This window comes from Streptomyces sp. NPDC002742 (assembly GCF_042888885.1).
Taxonomy (GTDB): domain Bacteria; phylum Actinomycetota; class Actinomycetes; order Streptomycetales; family Streptomycetaceae; genus Streptomyces.
Genome location: NZ_JBIAQF010000011.1, coordinates 19,754 through 37,387, shown reverse-complemented (window position 1 = coordinate 37,387; position 17,634 = coordinate 19,754). Strand labels below are relative to the sequence as shown.

Annotated in this window: 20 protein-coding genes and 1 pseudogene; 9 read left to right on the top strand and 12 right to left on the bottom strand. The window is 71.0% G+C overall.

Annotated elements, in window-relative coordinates; genetic code table 11:
* Position 1: 1 nt before the first annotated feature.
* The 4 genes from ACFYW8_RS20800 to ACFYW8_RS20785 form a co-directional block, all read right to left on the bottom strand.
* Positions 2 to 385, bottom strand: coding sequence for a DUF3037 domain-containing protein (locus ACFYW8_RS20800; protein ID WP_365870656.1), 384 nt, complete (start codon positions 383 to 385; stop codon positions 2 to 4).
* Positions 382 to 1,164, bottom strand: coding sequence for a HipA family kinase (locus tag ACFYW8_RS20795; protein ID WP_389077439.1), 783 nt, complete (start codon positions 1,162 to 1,164; stop codon positions 382 to 384). The genes ACFYW8_RS20800 and ACFYW8_RS20795 overlap by 4 nt, the downstream gene beginning before the upstream one ends.
* 141 nt (positions 1,165 to 1,305) lie before the next feature.
* Positions 1,306 to 1,569: a hypothetical protein gene (locus tag ACFYW8_RS20790; protein ID WP_389077435.1), complete on the bottom strand. Its 264-nt coding sequence runs from the start codon at positions 1,567 to 1,569 to the stop codon at positions 1,306 to 1,308.
* Positions 1,545 to 1,751, bottom strand: coding sequence for a hypothetical protein (locus ACFYW8_RS20785; protein WP_389077431.1), 207 nt, complete (start codon positions 1,749 to 1,751; stop codon positions 1,545 to 1,547). The genes ACFYW8_RS20790 and ACFYW8_RS20785 overlap by 25 nt, the downstream gene beginning before the upstream one ends.
* Positions 1,752 to 2,254: 503 nt before the next feature.
* Between ACFYW8_RS20785 and ACFYW8_RS20780 the strand changes: the two genes are divergently transcribed.
* Entirely contained in the window at positions 2,255 to 2,737 is a 483-nt protein-coding gene (locus tag ACFYW8_RS20780) for a Rieske (2Fe-2S) protein (protein WP_365870658.1), read from the top strand.
* A 26-nt stretch (positions 2,738 to 2,763) separates the two neighbouring features.
* Here the strand turns inward: ACFYW8_RS20780 and ACFYW8_RS20775 are convergent, their stop codons facing one another.
* A complete protein-coding gene (locus tag ACFYW8_RS20775) occupies positions 2,764 to 3,399 on the bottom strand; it encodes a cysteine hydrolase (protein WP_389077425.1) in 636 nt (211 codons plus the stop codon).
* A gap of 269 nt (positions 3,400 to 3,668) precedes the next feature.
* Between ACFYW8_RS20775 and ACFYW8_RS20770 the strand changes: the two genes are divergently transcribed.
* On the top strand, positions 3,669 to 4,136 hold the full coding sequence (locus tag ACFYW8_RS20770) for a pyridoxamine 5'-phosphate oxidase family protein (RefSeq protein ID WP_261704113.1): 468 nt from the start codon (positions 3,669 to 3,671) through the stop codon (positions 4,134 to 4,136).
* A gap of 30 nt (positions 4,137 to 4,166) precedes the next feature.
* Here the strand turns inward: ACFYW8_RS20770 and ACFYW8_RS20765 are convergent, their stop codons facing one another.
* On the bottom strand, positions 4,167 to 5,069 hold the full coding sequence (locus ACFYW8_RS20765; protein WP_365870660.1) for a LysR family transcriptional regulator: 903 nt from the start codon (positions 5,067 to 5,069) through the stop codon (positions 4,167 to 4,169).
* Positions 5,070 to 5,144: 75 nt separating this feature from the next.
* On the opposite strand from ACFYW8_RS20765, the gene ACFYW8_RS20760 reads away from it, so the two are divergent.
* Entirely contained in the window at positions 5,145 to 6,080 is a 936-nt protein-coding gene (locus ACFYW8_RS20760; RefSeq protein WP_389077414.1) for a DMT family transporter, read from the top strand.
* Positions 6,081 to 6,200: 120 nt separating this feature from the next.
* On the opposite strand, the gene ACFYW8_RS20755 is transcribed toward ACFYW8_RS20760, so the two are convergent.
* Positions 6,201 to 7,532 (bottom strand): aminotransferase class I/II-fold pyridoxal phosphate-dependent enzyme, encoded by a 1,332-nt coding sequence (locus tag ACFYW8_RS20755; RefSeq protein ID WP_389077411.1) that lies wholly within the window; start codon positions 7,530 to 7,532, stop codon positions 6,201 to 6,203.
* 35 nt (positions 7,533 to 7,567) lie between these two features.
* Here ACFYW8_RS20755 and ACFYW8_RS20750 point away from each other — a divergent pair, with 35 nt between their 5' ends.
* On the top strand, positions 7,568 to 8,257 hold the full coding sequence (locus ACFYW8_RS20750; protein ID WP_389077408.1) for a pyridoxamine 5'-phosphate oxidase family protein: 690 nt from the start codon (positions 7,568 to 7,570) through the stop codon (positions 8,255 to 8,257).
* A 25-nt stretch (positions 8,258 to 8,282) separates the two neighbouring features.
* Here the strand turns inward: ACFYW8_RS20750 and ACFYW8_RS20745 are convergent.
* The 3 genes and pseudogenes from ACFYW8_RS20745 to ACFYW8_RS20735 all read right to left on the bottom strand — a co-directional run.
* Positions 8,283 to 8,579, bottom strand: a pseudogene (locus ACFYW8_RS20745) (EamA family transporter); the annotation flags it as partial.
* A gap of 73 nt (positions 8,580 to 8,652) precedes the next feature.
* Positions 8,653 to 9,663: a DMT family transporter gene (locus ACFYW8_RS20740; RefSeq protein ID WP_389077403.1), complete on the bottom strand. Its 1,011-nt coding sequence runs from the start codon at positions 9,661 to 9,663 to the stop codon at positions 8,653 to 8,655.
* Between the two features lie 195 nt (positions 9,664 to 9,858).
* Positions 9,859 to 10,422, bottom strand: coding sequence for a Clp protease N-terminal domain-containing protein (locus ACFYW8_RS20735; protein ID WP_389077398.1), 564 nt, complete (start codon positions 10,420 to 10,422; stop codon positions 9,859 to 9,861).
* 386 nt (positions 10,423 to 10,808) lie between these two features.
* Between ACFYW8_RS20735 and ACFYW8_RS20730 the strand changes: the two genes are divergently transcribed.
* A complete protein-coding gene (locus ACFYW8_RS20730; RefSeq protein WP_389077393.1) occupies positions 10,809 to 11,237 on the top strand; it encodes an SRPBCC family protein in 429 nt (142 codons plus the stop codon).
* A gap of 108 nt (positions 11,238 to 11,345) precedes the next feature.
* Here ACFYW8_RS20730 and ACFYW8_RS20725 read toward each other — a convergent pair whose 3' ends face one another.
* Positions 11,346 to 11,999, bottom strand: coding sequence for a PadR family transcriptional regulator (locus ACFYW8_RS20725; protein WP_365882300.1), 654 nt, complete (start codon positions 11,997 to 11,999; stop codon positions 11,346 to 11,348).
* Between the two features lie 254 nt (positions 12,000 to 12,253).
* Between ACFYW8_RS20725 and ACFYW8_RS20720 the strand changes: the two genes are divergently transcribed.
* The 4 genes from ACFYW8_RS20720 to ACFYW8_RS20705 all read left to right on the top strand — a co-directional run bounded on the left by ACFYW8_RS20720 (position 12,254) and on the right by ACFYW8_RS20705 (position 16,606).
* Positions 12,254 to 12,928: a formylglycine-generating enzyme family protein gene (locus tag ACFYW8_RS20720; protein WP_389077386.1), complete on the top strand. Its 675-nt coding sequence runs from the start codon at positions 12,254 to 12,256 to the stop codon at positions 12,926 to 12,928.
* Positions 12,929 to 13,106: 178 nt separating this feature from the next.
* A complete protein-coding gene (locus tag ACFYW8_RS20715; RefSeq protein WP_389077380.1) occupies positions 13,107 to 13,907 on the top strand; it encodes an aminoglycoside phosphotransferase family protein in 801 nt (266 codons plus the stop codon).
* Positions 13,908 to 14,401: 494 nt separating this feature from the next.
* Positions 14,402 to 15,787 carry an MFS transporter gene (locus ACFYW8_RS20710; protein ID WP_389077375.1) on the top strand — a complete coding sequence of 462 codons (1,386 nt, stop codon included), beginning with the start codon at positions 14,402 to 14,404 and terminating at the stop codon, positions 15,785 to 15,787.
* A 9-nt stretch (positions 15,788 to 15,796) separates the two neighbouring features.
* Positions 15,797 to 16,606 carry a PhzF family phenazine biosynthesis protein gene (locus ACFYW8_RS20705; protein WP_389077370.1) on the top strand — a complete coding sequence of 270 codons (810 nt, stop codon included), beginning with the start codon at positions 15,797 to 15,799 and terminating at the stop codon, positions 16,604 to 16,606.
* Between the two features lie 143 nt (positions 16,607 to 16,749).
* Here the strand turns inward: ACFYW8_RS20705 and ACFYW8_RS20700 are convergent, their stop codons facing one another.
* Positions 16,750 to 17,550, bottom strand: a complete 801-nt coding sequence (locus ACFYW8_RS20700; protein WP_365882290.1) for a CPBP family intramembrane glutamic endopeptidase — start codon at positions 17,548 to 17,550, stop codon at positions 16,750 to 16,752.
* Positions 17,551 to 17,634 lie beyond the last annotated feature (84 nt).

The window sequence follows — 17,634 nt, the reverse complement described above, 5'->3', positions numbered from 1 at the left end:
ATTACCTGACCAGGAGCTGGAGCAACCGCTCCGTCTCGGCCTGCGGATCGGCGGTCAGGCCGGTGTGCACGGGACCCGGCTGGACCACCGTCGAACGCGGCGCGATCAGCCAGCGAAAACGCCGTCCGGCGTCGTCGGGGGCCGCTTGGCCGGCGGCTTTCCCTCCGGTGCAGACACCTTCGACACCGCGCAGCGCGGCCCGTACGCCCACCACGTCCGCGTCCGGGTCGAGCGCGAACAGCTTGTTCTCGTCCAGATGGGTACGAGCCGCGACGAAGGAGTGGGCGCGGCAGTAGACCAGCACGCCCGCGTTGAAGCACTCGCCGCGCTCGACCCGCGGCACCACGCGCAGCAGCGCGTACTCGAACACGTTCCGCTCGCTCACTTGTCCCCCTTGAAGCCGTCGCTGCCGTCGATGCCCTTGATCCGCTCGTGGATCACGCCCGCGCGCGCCAGGAGCGGCCGCGCGTAGGCGCGGCGCAGGTCGTCCACCGAGTCGAAGCCCGGCTCGTCGGCCAGCCAGGCCTCTGGGATCTCGGCGGTGACCTCGGCGAGCAGGTCCTCGGTGACCAGCGGGGCCAGCTCGGCGGCGGCAGAGGCGACGTCCGGCCCGAAGGGGGCGAGCGCGTGGTCGGAGATGTCGTACGGCTTGGCGGCGGAAGCCTCCGCACCGGGCCAGTGGTGATGCCAGATCATCGTGGCGCCGTGGTCGATGAGCCACAGGTCGCCGTGCCACATCAGCAGGTTGGGGTTGCGCCAGGAGCGGTCGACGTTGTTGACCAGGGCGTCGAACCAGACGATCCGGCCGGCGTCCTCGGCGCTCACCTCGAAGGCGAGCGGGTCGAAGCCGATGGCGCGGGAGAGGAAGTCCATACCGAGGTTCGGGCCGCCGCTCGACTTCAGCAGTTCCTGGACCTCCTGGTCCGGTTCGGCGAGCCCCAGGACCGGGTCGAGGCCGATCGTCACCAGGCCGGGCACCCGCAGACCGAGCCGACGGGCGAGTTCAGCACAGACGACTTCCGCGACGAGCGTCTTGCGCCCCTGTCCGGCCCCGGTGAACTTCATGACGTACGTCCCGAGGTCGTCGGCCTCGACGAGTCCCGGCAGCGAGCCACCCTCACGCAACGGCGTGATGTAGCGGGTCGCGGTGACCTCTTTCAGCATTTTCCCAGGCCACCAATCTCTTCAACCTTGTAATGCATGGCGACTTCGTAGGGGGCTCAGCGGCGGGAACACCTGCCGACGGGCCTGGGGAGAATCCGGGGAGTTTCGGCCGACCTGCCGATCTCCTCGCTCCCCGAGCGGTCAGTCGATCGCGGTGCGTCCCTTGCCGCCGGCCTCCGGCATGAAGTGAGCATAGTAACCGAGGGTGATCGCGGGCGAGGAGTGCCCGAGCCGCCGCGCCAAGGTCACCACAGGCTCTCCCGTCCTCAGGGTGATCGAGGTCGAGTGCCGGCGGGGTTGAACGCCAAGCTGGGCGCGCGACACGACGAACGGCACCGCGAACGCCGCCGGGCGGAGGAAGAGGTCGCGGGCGGTGGGCGTCAGCCGCCGAGGAACACCCGGCATGTGCCGGACCGTTCGAAGACCGCCCCGGTGATCTTGGGCTGGTTCGATCCCTTCGCCCGGACGTAGGCCGAGCCGGCATCCGCCGCGAGCCCCGCGTCCATGACGTCCGTCAGCACCTCGTCGGGGGTCTTCTTCCCGGCGGAGGCGAGCCGGTTGTCCCCGGACGAACGCCGGGCCCGCACCAAGAACACCTCGGGGCTTGCCGCCTTCGACGTTTCCCCAGTTGCACCTCATGTACACGTCCACAGTGACCGTTCCCGTGACCTGGCCCCGCTCGTGGACCGGACCACCGGCCGACATCGTCCTCGGGTCGCAACCGGAGCAGTTGTCCGGGTTGCACAGGGAGCCGATGCCCCTTTCGCCGGTGAGGTCCTGACCGACCGGCATCCCGCGAGGAAGTTCCTGTGGCCGGGCCGGTCCGCGCGGCGGTGAAGACCACCTCGGCACCGGGACGCGACCCGGGGGGTGCGGCCGGAGCGGCCCCGGGGTTTCGCGGCCGGGGCGGATCGTGATCGCGGCGCTTCGTGATCGTGGTGGATCGTGATCGTGGTGGATCGTGATCGTGGCGGCTCCGCTGTCGAAGCGCTGTCAATCCGGTCAAGAACTTCCATTGCCTGAACAGCACGCGGGCCCGGACCGTACCTCTGAGCAGATCCAGATCATGTCCGCTGAAGGGAAAGCCAGCATGACCAGCGAATCGCTTCACCCCGCACAGGCACCGGCCCGGCGCACCGTCGTGGCGGCGGTCGGCGCGGCAGGGATCGCCGTCGCGCTGACCGCGTGCGGGGCGGACGACAAGGCCTCCGACACCGTGGGCTCCGACCCCGGCGCGAGCGGCGGAACCTCGGGCGCCGGCACCGGTGCGGCCGGGAACGCGGGCGGTACGGAACTCGCCAAGACCAGCGACATCCCGGAGGGTGGCGGCAAGGTCTTCGCCGACAAGGGCGTCGTGGTGACCCAGCCGACGGCGGGCACCTTCAAGGCCTTCTCGTCCAAGTGCACCCATCAGGGCTGTGCGGTCAAGGGCATCGCGAACGGTGTCATCACCTGTCCGTGCCACAACAGCCAGTTCTCCGCCACCGACGGCAGCGTGAAGAAGGGGCCCGCGACGAGCGCGCTGGCCGCCGCCAAGATCACCGTAGACGGGGACTCGATCAAGCTCGCCTGACCGTTGACCGCCGGCTGCCCGGAACGTCAGCGTCGTCGCTTGAAGCAGGCGAGCACGTCCTCGGTGGTCGTGATCGTGGCGACCAGCGCGAGCGTGTTGCGGACCATCGCGGGGGTGTACTCGGAGGGCACCCCCGCGATCGCGTCCGCGGGCACGACGACGGTGTAGCCGCGGTTCACGGCGTCGAACACGGCGTTGGGGACGGCGATGTTGGCCGAGACTCCGGTCACGACGAGGGTGCGGCAGCCCAGGTTGCGCAGCAGCGGGTCGACGTCGGTGCCCGCGATCGGCGACAGACCGTGCAGCCGGCGTACGACGAAGTCCTCCTCGGCGACGTTGATGGGCGACGCGATCCGCACCGCCGTCGTCCCGGTCAGCTGTTGCACGGGCAGCCGCTCGGCCGCGCGGAACAGCCGGGCGTTGCGGTTCGCGCCGCGCCCGTCCGGGCGGCGCTCGGCGACCGCGTGGATCACCTGCACCCCGCTCTCGTGCGCGGCGTCGACCAGCCGGGCGACACGGGTGAGCACTCCGGACGACCTTGCCTCCTTGGCGAGTTCGGGCAGCGCGCTGTCCTGGCCCACGACACCCTGTTGGCACTCCACGGTGAGCAGTACCGTGCCGCCGGGGTCGAGGAGTTCACTGAGTTGCTCGAACGACGGCATGGCTCTCCTTGTCGTCGCGGGTCGGGACGGGCGAGCGTAACGACCATTGCGCGAGGACGGAAGACGCCTCATGCTTTCCTGACGGAACGTCAGAAATCTTTGCGGGAACCCTTGGGCGGGTACGGAACGGGCCGGCCCGAGGGCCGGACCGGGACACGGCCGGTACGGGGAACGGCCCGGGACAGGGCCGGTACAGGAAGCGGCCCGGGACGGGCCGCCGACACAGCTCGGCACGGACAGAGCCGATACACGGAAGAAGAGGGGCCCGTATGGCCGTCACTCAGCGCAGAGGCCGGAAGATCATGATGACCCCGGGTGAACTCGACGAGTTCCTCACCACCCAGCGCACCTGCCGCGTCGCCTCCGTGTCGAAGGACGGAGTCCCGCATGTGAGTGCCCTGTGGTTCACCTGGGACGGCACCTCGCTGTGGTTGTACTCGGTGGTTCGCAGCAAGCGGTGGGTGCAGCTGCGGAACGACCCGCGGGTCGCGGTGGTGATCGACTCAGGCGAGGAGTACGGGGAGTTGCGGGGCGTCGAGCTGTCCGGCACGGTGGAGTTCGTCGGCGAGTTCCCGCGCACCGGGGAACTGTGCGCCGAACTCGACGTCCCGGAGACCCTGTTCGCCCGCAAGAACTTCGGTCTGGAGGAGATGCCGCACGACGGCCGGCACGCCTGGATGCGGCTGACACCGGACGCGATCGCCTCGTGGGACTTCCGCAAGCTCCCCCCGCTGTAGGACCTGCCCCGAACCGTCCGCCTCCGCCCCTCACTCGACGGCCTCACCGGCCCTGCGCAGGGCGTCCACCGCCGCCCTGATCGACGGCCGGCGGTCGGCGTCCGCCCGCCACACGACGTAGACATGGCGGCGCACCCGCTGACGGACCGGCACCGTGACAACCCCCTCGGGCATCGGATGGCGGCCGAGGAGCGGGGCCACGCAGACACCGAGCCCGGCGGCGACGAGCCCGAGCTGGGTGTGCGTCTCCCCCGCACGGTGCCCGATGTGCGGTTCGACGCCCTGGGAGCGCAGCGTGAACATGAGCCACTCGTGGCAGAACTCACCCTCTCCCCAGGTGATCCACTCGTCCTCGGCGAAGTCCCCGAGGTCCACCTCGGCGCGGCCCGCGAGCCGATGACCGGCCGGCATCGCCACATCGGCCGGGTCGTCGAGGATCGACGCCTTCACCAGGCCGTCGGGCAGCGGCATCGGCTTGTTGTACCAGTCGAGCACGACGGCCAGGTCCAGGTCCCCGCGCACCACCCCCGCGACCCCGGCCTCAGGCTCCAGCTCGCTGGAGCGCACCCGCAGACCGGGGTGGTCGGCGCGCAGTTCGGCGAGCGCCGCCGGGAACAGCCCGCGCGCCGCGGTCGGAAACGCGGACAGCCGCAGCTCGCCGACCACCTGACCGCGCTGCGCCTCCAGGTCGGACTGCGCGAGCTCGACCTGGGACAGGATGCGCGCCGCGTGCTCGGCGAGGAGCCGCCCGGCGTCGGTCAGACGCACCCCCCGGCCGTTCTTGGCGAGCAGCCGCTGTCCCACCTCGCGCTCCAGCTTGGACATCTGCTGGGAGACGGCGGAGGTGGTCACGTGCAGTCCTTCGGCCGCGCCGCTCACCGAGCCGTGCCGGGCGAGGGCGTCGAGGGTGCGCAGCCTCTCCAGATTCAACATGTAAGCAATGCTACGAGATATCGCTTGAGCATTCTCGCTTGTGCTACGAGATTGTTCTGCCTCATTGTTGACCCCATGAGCACCGTCGCCTCTCCTCGACCCGTCACGCCGAACGACGTCGCACCCCGCCACCGGACCGCCCTCGACTGGCGGATCCGTTTCGGTGCCCTCTCACTGATCTGGGGTTTCAGCTTTCTGCTCATCAAGGTCGGCACGGAGGGCTACGCGCCGTTCCAGGTCACCCTCGGGCGCCTGCTGTTCGGGACCGCGGTACTCGCGGCGGCGATGGCGGTGAAGAGGGAGCGGCTGCCGCGCGGCGCGCGGACGTGGGGACACCTCGCGGTCGCGGCCTTCCTGCTGAACGCCCTGCCGTTCTCCCTCTTCGCCTACTCCGAGCTGACCATCCCCTCCACGCTGGCGGGCATCTGCAACGCGACATCGCCGCTGTGGGGCATGGCCCTGTCCCTGGTCGCCCTCTCCGAGGACCGGCCGACCCGGGTCAGAGTGGCCGGTCTCGGTCTCGGCTTCCTCGGCGTCCTGACGGTGCTCGGTGTCTGGCAGGGCTTCCACGGCCTGGACGCCACGGGCACGGCAATGGCCCTGCTGGCCTCGCTGAGCTACCCGGTCGGCTGGATCTACGTCCGCAGGACCCTGGCCGGCACCGGCCACTCGCATCTGTCGATGACCGGCGCCCAGCTGCTCCTGGCCACCGTCCAACTGGCTCTCGTCACCCCGCTGTTCACCGCTCTGCCGAGCCATGTCGCCTGGGTGCCGCTGCTCGCGATCGCAGCCCTGGGGGCCCTGGGCACCGGTCTGGCGATGCTCGTCCAGTACGGCATCGTCGCCGAGGTCGGCCCGACGACGGCCCAGATGGTCACGTACTTCATCCCGGTCATCGCCACCGCCGCCGGTGTCGCGATCCTCGGCGAGTCGCTGGCCTGGTCGACTCCGGTCGGCGCGGTGATCGTGCTCGCGGGCGCGGCCCTCACCCAGGCGAAGCCGCGCCGCTGACGCCCTCCGGGGAACCCACCGCCGTCGGAGCTCCGCGACACCCGCCGCCCGGGCTCCCCACCACCAACCCTGCGGACGCCTCGCCGCCTGTCCTGCGGGGCCCCCGACTGCGACGGCACCTCAGACGTACCGGCGGGCGGGTGCCGGCCCCACGGCTGACGCGACGGCGTCCGCGAGCGGCTCGGTGTCCCCGGGCCGAAGCGTCGAGACGGTGATCCGGATGCCCGGCGGCGCGTTCATCCGGAAGCGGGCGCCGGGCGCGACCGCCCAGCCGGAGTGCAGCAGCCGGGAGACGGCCCCGGTCTCGTCCGGGACGGGGATCCAGACGTTCATCCCGCTGCGCCCGTGCGCCTCGACGCCACGCGCCTCCAGGGCGCTGATCAGCGCGTCACGGCGCGCCCCGTACGCGGCCGCGACGGCGCCGACGTCGACCGAGCCTGAGGTCCACAGATGGACCACGGCCTTCTGGAGCAGGCGGCTCACCCAGCCGGGCCCGAGCCGCTGCCGCCCGTGCACGCGGTCGACGGTGACGGGATCGCCGGTGAGCACGGCGAGCCGGAGGTCGGGTCCGTACGCCTTGGCGACCGAGCGCACGAAGGCCCAGCTGTGCGTGACGCCGGCGAGGGGGTGCAGGGGCAGGTCGACGATCTGATGGCCGTGGTCGTCCTCGACGAGCAGGGTCCGCGGGTACTCCCGGAGCACGGAACGCAGGGCCCGCGCGCGGCGGGCGGTGACCGCGGCGCCGGTGGGATTCTGCGCCCGGTCGGTGACGATCAGGGCCCGCGCCCCGGCCGCCAGCGCACGCCCTACCTCCTCGGGAAGCGGACCCTCGTCGTCGACCCCGACCCCGACCGTACGCAGACCGAGCGCCGGGACGAGGTCGAACAGACTGCCCCAGCCGGGGTCCTCGACGGCCACCGCGTCGCCGGGTCTGAGATGGGCCATGAGGACGCGCTCGATGGCGTCGAGTGATCCGGAGGTGACGACGACGGGCCCGTCCGGCACTCCGTCCGCGTCGAGGCCGGCGCGGGCAAGGCGCGCCAGCTCCGGTTCGACGGCGTCCTCCCCGTACTGAACGGGATGCCGGTCGGACCGCCGGGCCGCTGCCGCGAAGGCGTCGGCGAGAGCGGGCAGCAGGGCGGGATCGGGATTGCCCTCGCCCATGTCCCGCACGCCCTCGGGCACCTCGACGCGAAGGTGTTCACGCCCCGTGGTGGCGGGCTTCGGGCGCACCCGGCTGCCCCGCCGGCCGGCGGTCTCGATGACCCCGCGCTCGCGCAGCGTGCGATAGGCGGCCGCGACCGTATTCGCGTTGACCCCGAGCGCCTCCGCCAACTCCCGCATCGGCGGGAGCAGTTGACCGGGCTCCAGGTCCCCGGACCCCACCGCCCGCTCGACACTGGCGGCGATGTCGGCTGCGCGACGCCCTTCGATCCGATACTCTCCTAGCACAAAAGAGATTATGCACTAGTGCAATGGAGAAGGCAATGTCGGAGACGAGCACCCAGCCGAGGACGACGGGGACCGCTGCCTACGCCCCGACCGACCGCACCGTCCCCACCCGCTCCAAGGAACGCGCCGCGTACGACCACGAGCTGGTGCACGCGATACTCGACGAGGGGTACGTCTGCCATCTCGGCTTCGTCCGCGACGGCGCGCCGGTCGTCCTGCCCACGCTGTACGCACGGGTCGGGGAGCGGCTCTACGTGCACGGCTCGACGGGTTCGCGCCCGCTGCGGATGACCGGCCAGGCCGATCCCGGGCTGGCCGTCTGCCTGACCGTGACCCACGTCGACGGCCTGGTGCTGGCCCGCTCGGCCTTCCACCACTCGATCAACTACCGCTCCGTGGTCGTGCACGGCATCGCCCACCAGGTGACGGATCCCGACGAGAGGCGTCTGGCGCTGGACGCGCTGGTCGACCACGTCGTGCCCGGCCGCTCGGCCGACTCCCGCCCCGCCAACGCCAAGGAACTCGCGGCCACCGCCGTTATCAGCCTGGATCTGGACGAGGTCTCCGCGAAGCTGCGCACCGGCGGCCCCAACGACGAGCCCGAGGACCTCGCCCTCCCCCACTGGACCGGGGTGGTCCCGCTGACCAAGGGGCACGGCGTCCCGGTCCCGGCGGACGACCTGGCCCCGGGCATCGAACTGCCCGGCTACCTGACGGCGCCGTGAAGGCGCGAGCCGGCCTCTACGCGGCGCGCCGTTCGGCTCCCGCCGCACGCGCCTCCGCCACCGCGAGTCCGGCCCCCGAGCCGAGCGTCAGCAGGATGCCGGCGAGCGTCGGAAGGGTGAGCCGCTCCCCCATGGTCAGCCGGGCACCGAGCGCGATGAGCACGGGCCCGGCGCCCAGGGCGACCACCGTCGCCACCGCGAGTCCGGTGGCCTCCACGGCGGCGAAGCAGGCGGTCTGGAAGACGGCCGGCCCGAGGCCGGTCAGACCGATCCGCAGCGCTTCGCGGTGAAGCGGCTCCCGAGCCGCGGCGGCGCGGGGCCGGGCCGGTGTTCCGGTACTCCCGCCTCAGGCGGCCGGAGGCGGAAGAACGGGAGTCGTAGGCATGACCGGCACCCTAGACGGCCGTTCCGTGGGCGGCCAACTGCCTTTCGGCGTCGCCCGGCCCACTCGCGACCGGCTCCTGCGAGGGCTTCGCCGGGGCCGACGACTGCGCGATGAACGCACCGAGCAGGACCACCGAGCCGCCGACGATCTGCGGCGCCGAGAGGTGCTCGCCCAGCAGTACCCATGCCAGAACGGTGGCGATCACCGCTTCGAGACAGGCCACGACGCCCGCGACCTGCGGGGAGAGCCTGCGCACGGAGACGACTCCGGTGACGTAGGCGACGACGGTGGCGATGAGCACGATCCAGCCGAGGAGCAGCGAGGCGGGCACGGACGTCCCGTCCATGTCCGCGTTGCCGCCGAGGACGGACCAGTCCATGGTCCAGGGCCGCGCGACCGCGGTCAGCACGAGGGTGCCGACGAGCAGCCCGTACGCGATCACGCCCAGCGGGTCGGGTGCCTCGTCCCCCGCTTCGCTGCCCTGGTCGGACAGGACGAAGTAGCCGACCTGGCAGCAGGCGGCGCCCAGCGCGAGCAGGAGTCCGACGACGTCGAAGCTCAGCCCCGACCACACCTCGACCACACAGGCGAGTCCGCCCGCCGCGAGGACGACTCCGAGAGCCGCGGCCCGCGTGACGGGCCGACGCTGCACGAAGCGCACCCAGCCGAGCACCAGGGCGGGGGCGAGGTACTCCACGAGCAGGGCGACACCGACGGGGATGCGGGAGATCGCGGCGAAGTAGAAGGCCTGGACACCGGCCACACCGAGAAGTCCGAACCCGGCGAGCAGCGCGGGGCGTCGCTTCACCAGCGCCCGGTGCCGCACGGCCAGCGGCAGCATGACGAGGGCTGCGCCCGCGACCCGCAGCCACACCACGTGGAGCGGGTCGAGTCCCGCCTCGATCAGCGGCTTGGCCGCGACACCCGATCCGCCGAAAGCGACTGCCGACACGAGCGCCAGGCCGAGCCCGACGCCTCTTCCGTGGTTGCCCTGACTCCCCTGAGACGTATGCACCGGCACATGATGACAGGCGACGACATGACCGTCACCCCCGAAGACACCTGTCTCAACGGCTGGACTCCGGCACCGCCCCTCGACGACCACCGCATGTCAACATGTCCGCAGGACCGCAGGACCGCATGACGGAACACGGCGTCCAAGTTCCCGCGCGGCCACAACAGCACGCCCGCTCCCCTCCGGCGCGCCTGCTCCGGGTCAACCCTCCGGGGACCTCAGCCAGCCCGCGTCGCCGCCGCTCACGCACTCCTCGTGGCCGCGCTCGATCCGCTCAAGCAACGGAGGGAGCTCGACACCGGCGTGCCTGAGGACCTCGAGGGCGCGCGACCGGGAATCGACGAGGAGCGCCGCCAGCAGGTCGAGACCACGGGCCCGCTCGTCGCCCCGCAGTACTGCGCGCTCGTACGCCTGCTCCATGGCACCCGCCGCCACGGGGGACCAGCTCCCGCCGGCCGCCATCGGCCCGGCGCCGGAGTTCTCGACGGCGCTCTGCCAGCGGAGCCCGTAGCCGATGCTGCGCTGCACGAGGTAGCCGAGCAGCCGGGCGACCTGCGGCCCGCCGTCGAAGACCGCGCGCACCTCGGGGTCGGACTCCAGCAGGGAGTGCAGCAGATGGGCCGTGTCGATCTGCCGGTCCCCGTCCCGCAGCGCCCTTCTGCGCGCGCCGGAGACCACCGAGGCCAGCTCCTCGCTGAGTACGGCATCGGTGCCGGGATGGTTCGGGCCGCCGACGGCGGACTGCCGGGGGATACGGGATGGCACAACCTCTATCCCATCAGCCTCGTGGCGCCGGGTCATCCACGGCGGGCAGCATCTTCAGGTCCGACACAGGGTGGGCATCGCTGCACTGGTCCTCCTCCTCACGGATGACCTCGCGCCGATTTCCCCCCGCGGCGCGCGCCGCCTTGCCTCGCACCCCTCGACCGGACCGGACCACACCGGCCCGCTCCCGACCGGACCGGGCCACACCTGCGCCCACCCGCCGGAACTCGGCGCGCGACCACCCACGGACCTCCGCGCGTACCTGATCCGCCACCCCTCCACAATTCCTGACGGTTCATCAGTATTGAATGTTCCAGAGCCTGGGGCTACGTTCCGCGACACCGTAGCTGCGCCGGGCGCAGCGCCCGACACGAAGGGGTGGTCGCATGGCCGAAGTCAGCGCGGAAGCACGTATCGAGGCGCCCGCGGAGAAGATCTGGGCCCAGCTCACGGACTGGCCCGCCTACGGCGAGTGGAACGCGACGCACACCAACTTCCCGAAGGGCGGCCCGGAAAAGCTCGAAGTGGGCGGCACCTTCGCGGAGAACATGAAGCTCATGGGCTTCCCGGCCGAGGTCACCTGGACCATCGAGGAACTGGAGTCCGGCCGCACCCTGGCCATCCGCGGCAAGGGCCCGATGTCGGTGACCGTCTCCACCCGCTACACGCTCACCTCCGACGGCGACGCCACATCGGTGCGCATCGACGGGGAGTTCACGGGTGCGGCCGTCTCACTGATGGCCGGCAAGCTCAGGGACTCGGCGACGGCCGCCCTCGACGAGTCACTGCGCAAGCTGGCCGCGCTGGTGGCCTGAGCCCCGGGCATCCCCGCGTCGCACGAGGCGGCTCCCGGCGCCGCGTATGCGGAAAGGCGCCCCGCGGAAACACTTCCGCGAGGCGCCGGCAGATACCACAGCACGCCGTCAGTCCTCGTCGGCGAGGATCAGGTACAGCTTCTTCCGGGCTTCGTTGATGACCGCCAGCGCCTTGTCGCGCTGGCCCTTGCTGCCGGTCTTCCAGACCTGGCCGAAGGCCTCCATGAGACCGAAGCCGGCCTGCCGGATCTCGTGCAGCGACTCCCAGTCGACCCCGCGCCCGGCCTCTTCCCAAGGCGCGTCGGGACCCTCGTCGGCCGCGCTGCGGCCGGACTCGGTGAGCGAGAACAGCTTCTTGCCGCCCTCGGCCTCGCTGGTGATCAGGCCCTCGTCCTCCAGCAGCTGAAGGGTCGGGTACACCGAACCCGGGCTGGGCTTCCATGCCCCGCCGCTGCGCTCGGCGATCTCCTGGATCATCTCGTAACCGTGCATGGACCGGTCCTTGAGCAGGGCGAGGATCGACGCGCGCACGTCACCGCGGCGCGCCCTTCCCCGCGGTCCGCCCCGTCCGCCGCGCCCACCCCAGGGACCCGGACCGAAGCCGGGCCCCCCGAAGCCGGGGCCACCGGGTCCACCCGGCCCGAAGGGCCCGAAAGCCCCACGCAGCCCCTCGAAGCCGCCCCGACCCCGATGGCCGGGTCCGCCGTGGTGTCCATGTCCGTGTTCGTGCTCGTATCCGAAGTCTTCTCCACGGGAACGCATCGCAATCACTCCATTCCATCGTTGATCGGTCGCGATGCGTCAACGATATATCGGAAGCGTTCGCATGACAACCCCTTCCGGCAAGAGCGGCCCGTGACGTGTGCCAGTGATCGTTGATCGGTTTGCCACCGGAGGATGATCGACGACTGTCTGTGGCAGCGGAGGATGACTACTTGCAGATTCGTGTCAGCCGAGGACAACCGTTGGTGGCTCTGTCGTTTCGCACTGACAGGGCTCGTTAGGATCTCCTGATCATGGACGTGATGATGGGGAACGAGATGATCGCCATCCCACCGGGGCAGGTGACGCTGTCGGACCGGCGGACACAGCGCAGTTGGTCGGTCGAACTTGCGCCCTACCAGCTCGCGGCATCCCCGGTCACCCAGGCGTTGTACACACAGATCACAGGCCAGTGGCCGAGTACCACCCCTGGGGACCAGTTGCCCGTCGAGTGCGTCTCCTGGTGGGACGCGGCGCGGTTCTGCAACGCCCTGTCCCAGCGCGCCGGCCTCACGCCCGCGTACCACTTCAGTGCCGGGGCCGAAGACATCGAGTGGGACGTGTCCGCCGACGGGTATCGGCTGCCGACCGAAGCCGAGTGGGAGCACGCCTGCCGTGCCGGGACGACCGGGCCGCGCTACGGGGAGCTCGACGAGATCGGCTGGTACCGCGGCAACTCGCACGAGCGCATCCACGACGTGGGCGGCAAACGCCCCAACTCGTGGGGGCTTTACGACATGCTCGGCAACGTCTGGGACTGGTGCTGGGACGTCTACGACGCCGAGGTATACGGCACCTACCGGGTGCTCCGTGGCGGCGGTTGGTTCGATGAGCACTGGAGTTGCCGGGCCTCCGCGCGGCGCCGCAGCCACCCGACTTTCCAGGTCGACGACGTGGGATTCCGCGTCGCGCGTTCCGTCATGCGCTGATCCGCGTCGTGTGCGAAGGCCCTCTGCCGCCGAACCAGATCACTTGAGTGTTTTCGACAAGGTCTGAGGGGCCCACCTGGGCAGCAAAGACGGGGACCACGTTGCTCCGTTCGTGAGGCGGTGGATACGGTTTGCGGCCCGGCCCGCACGGGGTCGGTCTGGCGGTAGCGTGATCCTCATGACGGCTGAAGAGGAGGCGCTGGTCGGCGGGATGGCGAACGCGGGGGCGGTCTTCCGCTGGGGGGAGTTGGTGGAGCGACCGGCACCGCGCAACGCGCGCGCCCTGCACGCCTATCTCCGTGCGCTGAAGGAGCGCGGCTTCGACGCGGCACCGGCCCCTGTCGGTCTCACCGCGGACGGCCGTGAGCAGCTGACTTTCATCCCTGGCGACGTGGCTCTGCCGCCGTTTCCGGACTGGGCGATGACGAGCTCCGCCCTCGAATCGGTGGGGAGCCTGCTGCGGCGTCTGCACGAGACCAGCGCGGCCGTCGCGGTCGACACCCGTGCCGAGTGGCCGCCGGACCTTGCCGACCCGGAGGGGGGAACGATGTTGTGCCACAACGACGTGTGCCCGGAAAACGTCGTCTTCCGCGACGGTCGTGCCGCGGCCCTGATCGATTTCGACTTGGCGGCCCCGGGCCGTGCCCTCTGGGACATCGCCATGACCGCCCGCTATTGGGTGCCCATGCTCGATCCCGGGTCCGCGGCCGCTCTCTGTCCCCCCGGGCTGGGGGCGGCCGGACGACTGCGGATTCTTGCCGACAGCTACGGCCTCTCGGCGGGGGGCCGCGCCGAGTTGCCCGGCGTCATCGAGCAGGCCACGGAGGTCTGCCGGGCCTTCGTCGCCCGCCGCGTGGCTGGCGGAGACCCCGTCTACCTCAAGGCGTTGGCCGAGCGTGGTGGATGGGAACGCTGGGACCGTATGCAGACCTGGCTGGTGGACCACCGCAAGACGTTCACGGCTGCCCTGCTGAACTGACCGGCCCGGAAGTTCGAGGACAGACTCACAAAAGCATCGCCTTGCCTTGGCGATCAAGGGGCGGGCTCCCTCCCCGAGCCCTCGGGCGGACTTGGAAGGGGAGGTGGGCGACCGACGGAGCACTTCGGGCGGCCGGCTGTCGCTGGTCGCCGGTAACGGCTGCCGCTGACGGTTGACCGACGTCGTTCCGCGCCTCGGCGACGGCAGACTGCCGGAGTGTCCGTGTCAGCGAGGTCCGACCGGTCCCGAATCGACTTCCGTGGGCAGGCCGCGGAGGGCTAGTGTCCGAGTGCGGCGAGTGACCCACGAGGAGCGAAGACATGCCCGGTCGTCCGAGCGCGCGTTGACGTCGTAGGCCGTGATCGGCCCGTCATCGCGTGCTGCCCCTGATATCGCGGCACAGCGAGCCTCTCCCCGCCCGAACCGTCGGTGCGCCTTTCTTCGCGTGCCGGGTGGGTGGCGGGCCTCGTATTTCGGCAACCCCAGGGGTCCCTGTGCCGTCCTCTTCCTCCATCGCACCGGAGTCCGGTCGACCTGTTCCGTCGAGCCTGTGGCGGAACGGCGACTTCCGCAGGCTCTGGGTGAGCCAGACATCGTCCCAGTTCGGCGAACACGCGAGTCTGGTGGTTCTGCCGCTCTTCGCCGTCCTGACGCTCGACGCCGGTGGCGGCCGGCTGGGCGTTCTCCGCGCGGTGGGACAGGCTCCGATCCCGTTGCTCTCGCTCTTCGTCGGCGCATGGGTGGACAGGTGGCGTGTCCGCACGGTGATGGTGCTGGCGGACGCCGGCCGAGCCCTGGCGTTGGGCGCCGCCGCCGTGGCCGGCCTCCTCGGTTGGTTCGGCCTGCCCGCGCTGCTCGCGGTCGCCTTCGCCGTCGGAGCCCTGTCCGTGTACTTCGACGTGGCGTACCAGGTCTGTCTCGTACGGCTGGTGAAACGCGATCATCTGGTGCGGGGCAACAGCGCCCTGGAAGCCGGACGGTCCGCGGCGCAGATCGGCGGTCCCGCCCTCGGCGGTGCGTTGGTGTCCCTGCTGTCGGCGCCGGTCGCCGCCGCTTCCAGTGCGTTGCTCTTCACGCTGTCGTTCCTGTCCGCCCGACGGGTCCGCCGGACGGAATCGATGCCGGAGCGCTCGGAACGTCCACCTCGGGTCGGGCTGCGGATCCTTGAGGGCCTCCGCTTCGTCCTCGGCGACGCCTCACTGCGGACCGTGTGCCTCGCCTCGGCCGCCTTCCAGTTCTCCTTCGCGGCCACGATGACCGTCTATCTGCTCTTCCTGCCGCGGGAACTGCACCTGTCGGGCGCCGTCGTCGGGCTGGCGCTTGCGGCGACGGGGCCGGGCGCGCTCCTGGGCTCTCTGCTGGCCGCCCGCCTGCCGAGCCGGTTCGGCCATGGTCCGGTGCTCGTGTCCGGGGCGGTGCTCGGCGACGGCGTGTTCCTGTGCGTACCCGCGCTGCACGGCTCCTCCGCCGCGACCGTTCTCGCACTCCTTGCGGTCGGCTTCGTGTTCGGGGCCGGCGGCCAGTTGGTGAACGTCACGGTCATGGCCGTCCGGCAGGCTGTCACTCCGGACGGGATGCAAGGCCGCGCGGCCGCGACGATCACGTTCGCCGGCATGGGGCTGACCCCGCTCGGCTCCGTGCTCGGCGGATTGCTCGCGGAGGAGTGGGGGTTGCGCACGAGCCTCCTGGTGACGGCCGCGGGCATGATGCTGTCCCCGGTGGTGATGGCCTCGTCCCCACTCGCACACCTGGGCCGGGCGCTTACGGCCCCGCAGGACGCGCCGCTGGCGACCGCCCGCTCCGAAGCCCACGAGGAGGCCCGCCGCGAAGGGCCAGATCCCCCGGATTGGCCTTGGCCGGCGGCTTTCCCGGACCGTTAGCTTCGAGGTATGCGCATTCGTATCGTCGACGCCTTCACAGACCGCCCCTTCGCCGGCAACCCGGCAGGGGTCCTCCTCCTCGACTCCTTCCCGGACGACGCGTGGCTCCAGAGCGTGGCCATGGAGGTCAACCACGCGGAGACGGCGTTCACCCACCGTCTCCCCGAAGGCGGTGAGGCCGACTGGGCGCTGCGCTGGTTCACCCCCGCCACCGAGGTCGCCCTGTGCGGACACGCGACCCTCGCGGCAGCGCACGTCCTGCTCACCACGGACGCCCACCGGGGCCCGGTGCGCTTCGCCACCCGCAGCGGCGTTCTGATCGCCACCCCCGGCGCCGACGGCTCGATCACCTTGGACTTCCCGACCGCGCCGCTCACCCCGGTCGAGACCCCCGAGGGGGTCGCCGGCGCACTCGGCGCCGAGCCGCTCAGCGTCCTCGACACCGGCCCGAACACAGGTGACCTGCTCGTCGAGGTGGCAGACGAGAAGACGGTCCGCGGTCTCGCCCCGGACCACAAGGCGCTCGCCCGCTACTCCGAGCGCGGCATCATCGCGACCGCCCGCGCCGAAGACCCCTCCCGGGGCTACGACTTCGTCTCCCGGTGCTTCTTCCCCAATGTCGGCATCGACGAGGACCCGGTCACCGGCAGCGCCCACACCGCCCTCGCGCCGTTCTGGTCCGAGCGCCTCGGCCGCCCCGCTCTCACCGGCCTGCAGGCCTCCCCGCGCTCCGGCCTGGTCCGAACCGAAGTGCGCGGCGACCGCACCCTCCTGTCGGGGCACGCGGTCACGGTCATCGAGGGCGAGCTGCTCGCGTAGGCAAGCCCCCGGACTCTCGCTTCGGCTGCGGGATTCACACGAGAACACACGGGTCTCGCGCGACAGCGCACGAAAGGGGCGTACGAGATGGTCGTACGCCCCTTCTGGATCAGCCCCCGCCGCTCAACGGTCGCGAGCACCGCTCACGCCGTCGGGAGCCAACCCACCTTCCCCGCGAGCAGCGCGTACCCCACGAAGGCCCCGATGTCGAGCAGTGAGTGCGCGACCACGAGCGGTCCGACGCGGCCCCAACGCCGGTACAGATAGACGAAGACCACGCCCATCACCATGTTTCCGATGAACCCGCCGATCCCCTGGTAGAGGTGGTACGAGCCGCGCAGCACCGCGCTCGCGACCAGCGCGGTGCCCGGCGTCCAGCCCAACTGCCCGAGCCTGCGCAGCAGATACCCGACGACGATCACTTCCTCCAGCACGGCGTTCTGCACGGCCGAGAGGATCAGCACCGGGAACTTCCACCACACGTCCGGCAACGCCTCGGGCACCACCGTGAGGTTGGCGCCGAACCCACGCGCCGCCAGATAGAAGGCGATTCCCGAACTGCCGATCACCGCCGCGACCATGGCACCGCGGCCGAGGTCCGGCCAGGGACGCGTACGGTCGAAACCGATCACGCGCATCCCCTGCCCCTCACGCATCAGCAAGTGCGCGACGAGCGCGACCGGCACCAGAGCCGACGCGATACCGAAGAGCTGCCAGGCCAGATCGAGCCAGGGCCGCCCCGGCGCCGCCGAGGCGTTCAGGGTGGCGGCCTGGTCCTTGAGACCCCCCGGTTTCGTCACCGATCCGACAAAACTGATCAGCGCGGACACTCCGCTCGCGCCGAGCGACAGCGCCAGGACGAGCAGCGTCTCGTCCCGGAGAATCCGTCGTGTCAGCCTTTCCCTCGGAAAGGAATCGGCCACCGATCCCGCCTCCACCTGCACTCCCGCCTCCAGTTGGGTATTCCCGCCGCATCCCCGTCGTCGCCCCGCTAGGGTCTCGAAAGAAGTTACGAAGATCTTGCGCGA

What these genes read in the sequence shown, in the direction of transcription:
- ACFYW8_RS20780 (WP_365870658.1), top strand. Translation starts at nt 2,255, where the DNA reads ATGACCAGCGAATCGCTTCACCCCGCACAGGCACCGGCCCGGCGCACC.
- ACFYW8_RS20795 (WP_389077439.1), bottom strand. Translation starts at nt 1,164, where the DNA reads ATGCTGAAAGAGGTCACCGCGACCCGCTACATCACGCCGTTGCGTGAG.
- ACFYW8_RS20720 (WP_389077386.1), top strand. Translation starts at nt 12,254, where the DNA reads ATGGACGTGATGATGGGGAACGAGATGATCGCCATCCCACCGGGGCAG.
- ACFYW8_RS20725 (WP_365882300.1), bottom strand. Translation starts at nt 11,999, where the DNA reads ATGCGTTCCCGTGGAGAAGACTTCGGATACGAGCACGAACACGGACAT.
- ACFYW8_RS20750 (WP_389077408.1), top strand. Translation starts at nt 7,568, where the DNA reads ATGTCGGAGACGAGCACCCAGCCGAGGACGACGGGGACCGCTGCCTAC.
- ACFYW8_RS20765 (WP_365870660.1), bottom strand. Translation starts at nt 5,069, where the DNA reads ATGTTGAATCTGGAGAGGCTGCGCACCCTCGACGCCCTCGCCCGGCAC.
- ACFYW8_RS20775 (WP_389077425.1), bottom strand. Translation starts at nt 3,399, where the DNA reads ATGCCGTCGTTCGAGCAACTCAGTGAACTCCTCGACCCCGGCGGCACG.
- ACFYW8_RS20760 (WP_389077414.1), top strand. Translation starts at nt 5,145, where the DNA reads ATGAGCACCGTCGCCTCTCCTCGACCCGTCACGCCGAACGACGTCGCA.
- ACFYW8_RS20715 (WP_389077380.1), top strand. Translation starts at nt 13,107, where the DNA reads ATGACGGCTGAAGAGGAGGCGCTGGTCGGCGGGATGGCGAACGCGGGG.
- ACFYW8_RS20790 (WP_389077435.1), bottom strand. Translation starts at nt 1,569, where the DNA reads ATGCCGGGTGTTCCTCGGCGGCTGACGCCCACCGCCCGCGACCTCTTC.
- ACFYW8_RS20770 (WP_261704113.1), top strand. Translation starts at nt 3,669, where the DNA reads ATGGCCGTCACTCAGCGCAGAGGCCGGAAGATCATGATGACCCCGGGT.
- ACFYW8_RS20730 (WP_389077393.1), top strand. Translation starts at nt 10,809, where the DNA reads ATGGCCGAAGTCAGCGCGGAAGCACGTATCGAGGCGCCCGCGGAGAAG.
- ACFYW8_RS20705 (WP_389077370.1), top strand. Translation starts at nt 15,797, where the DNA reads ATGCGCATTCGTATCGTCGACGCCTTCACAGACCGCCCCTTCGCCGGC.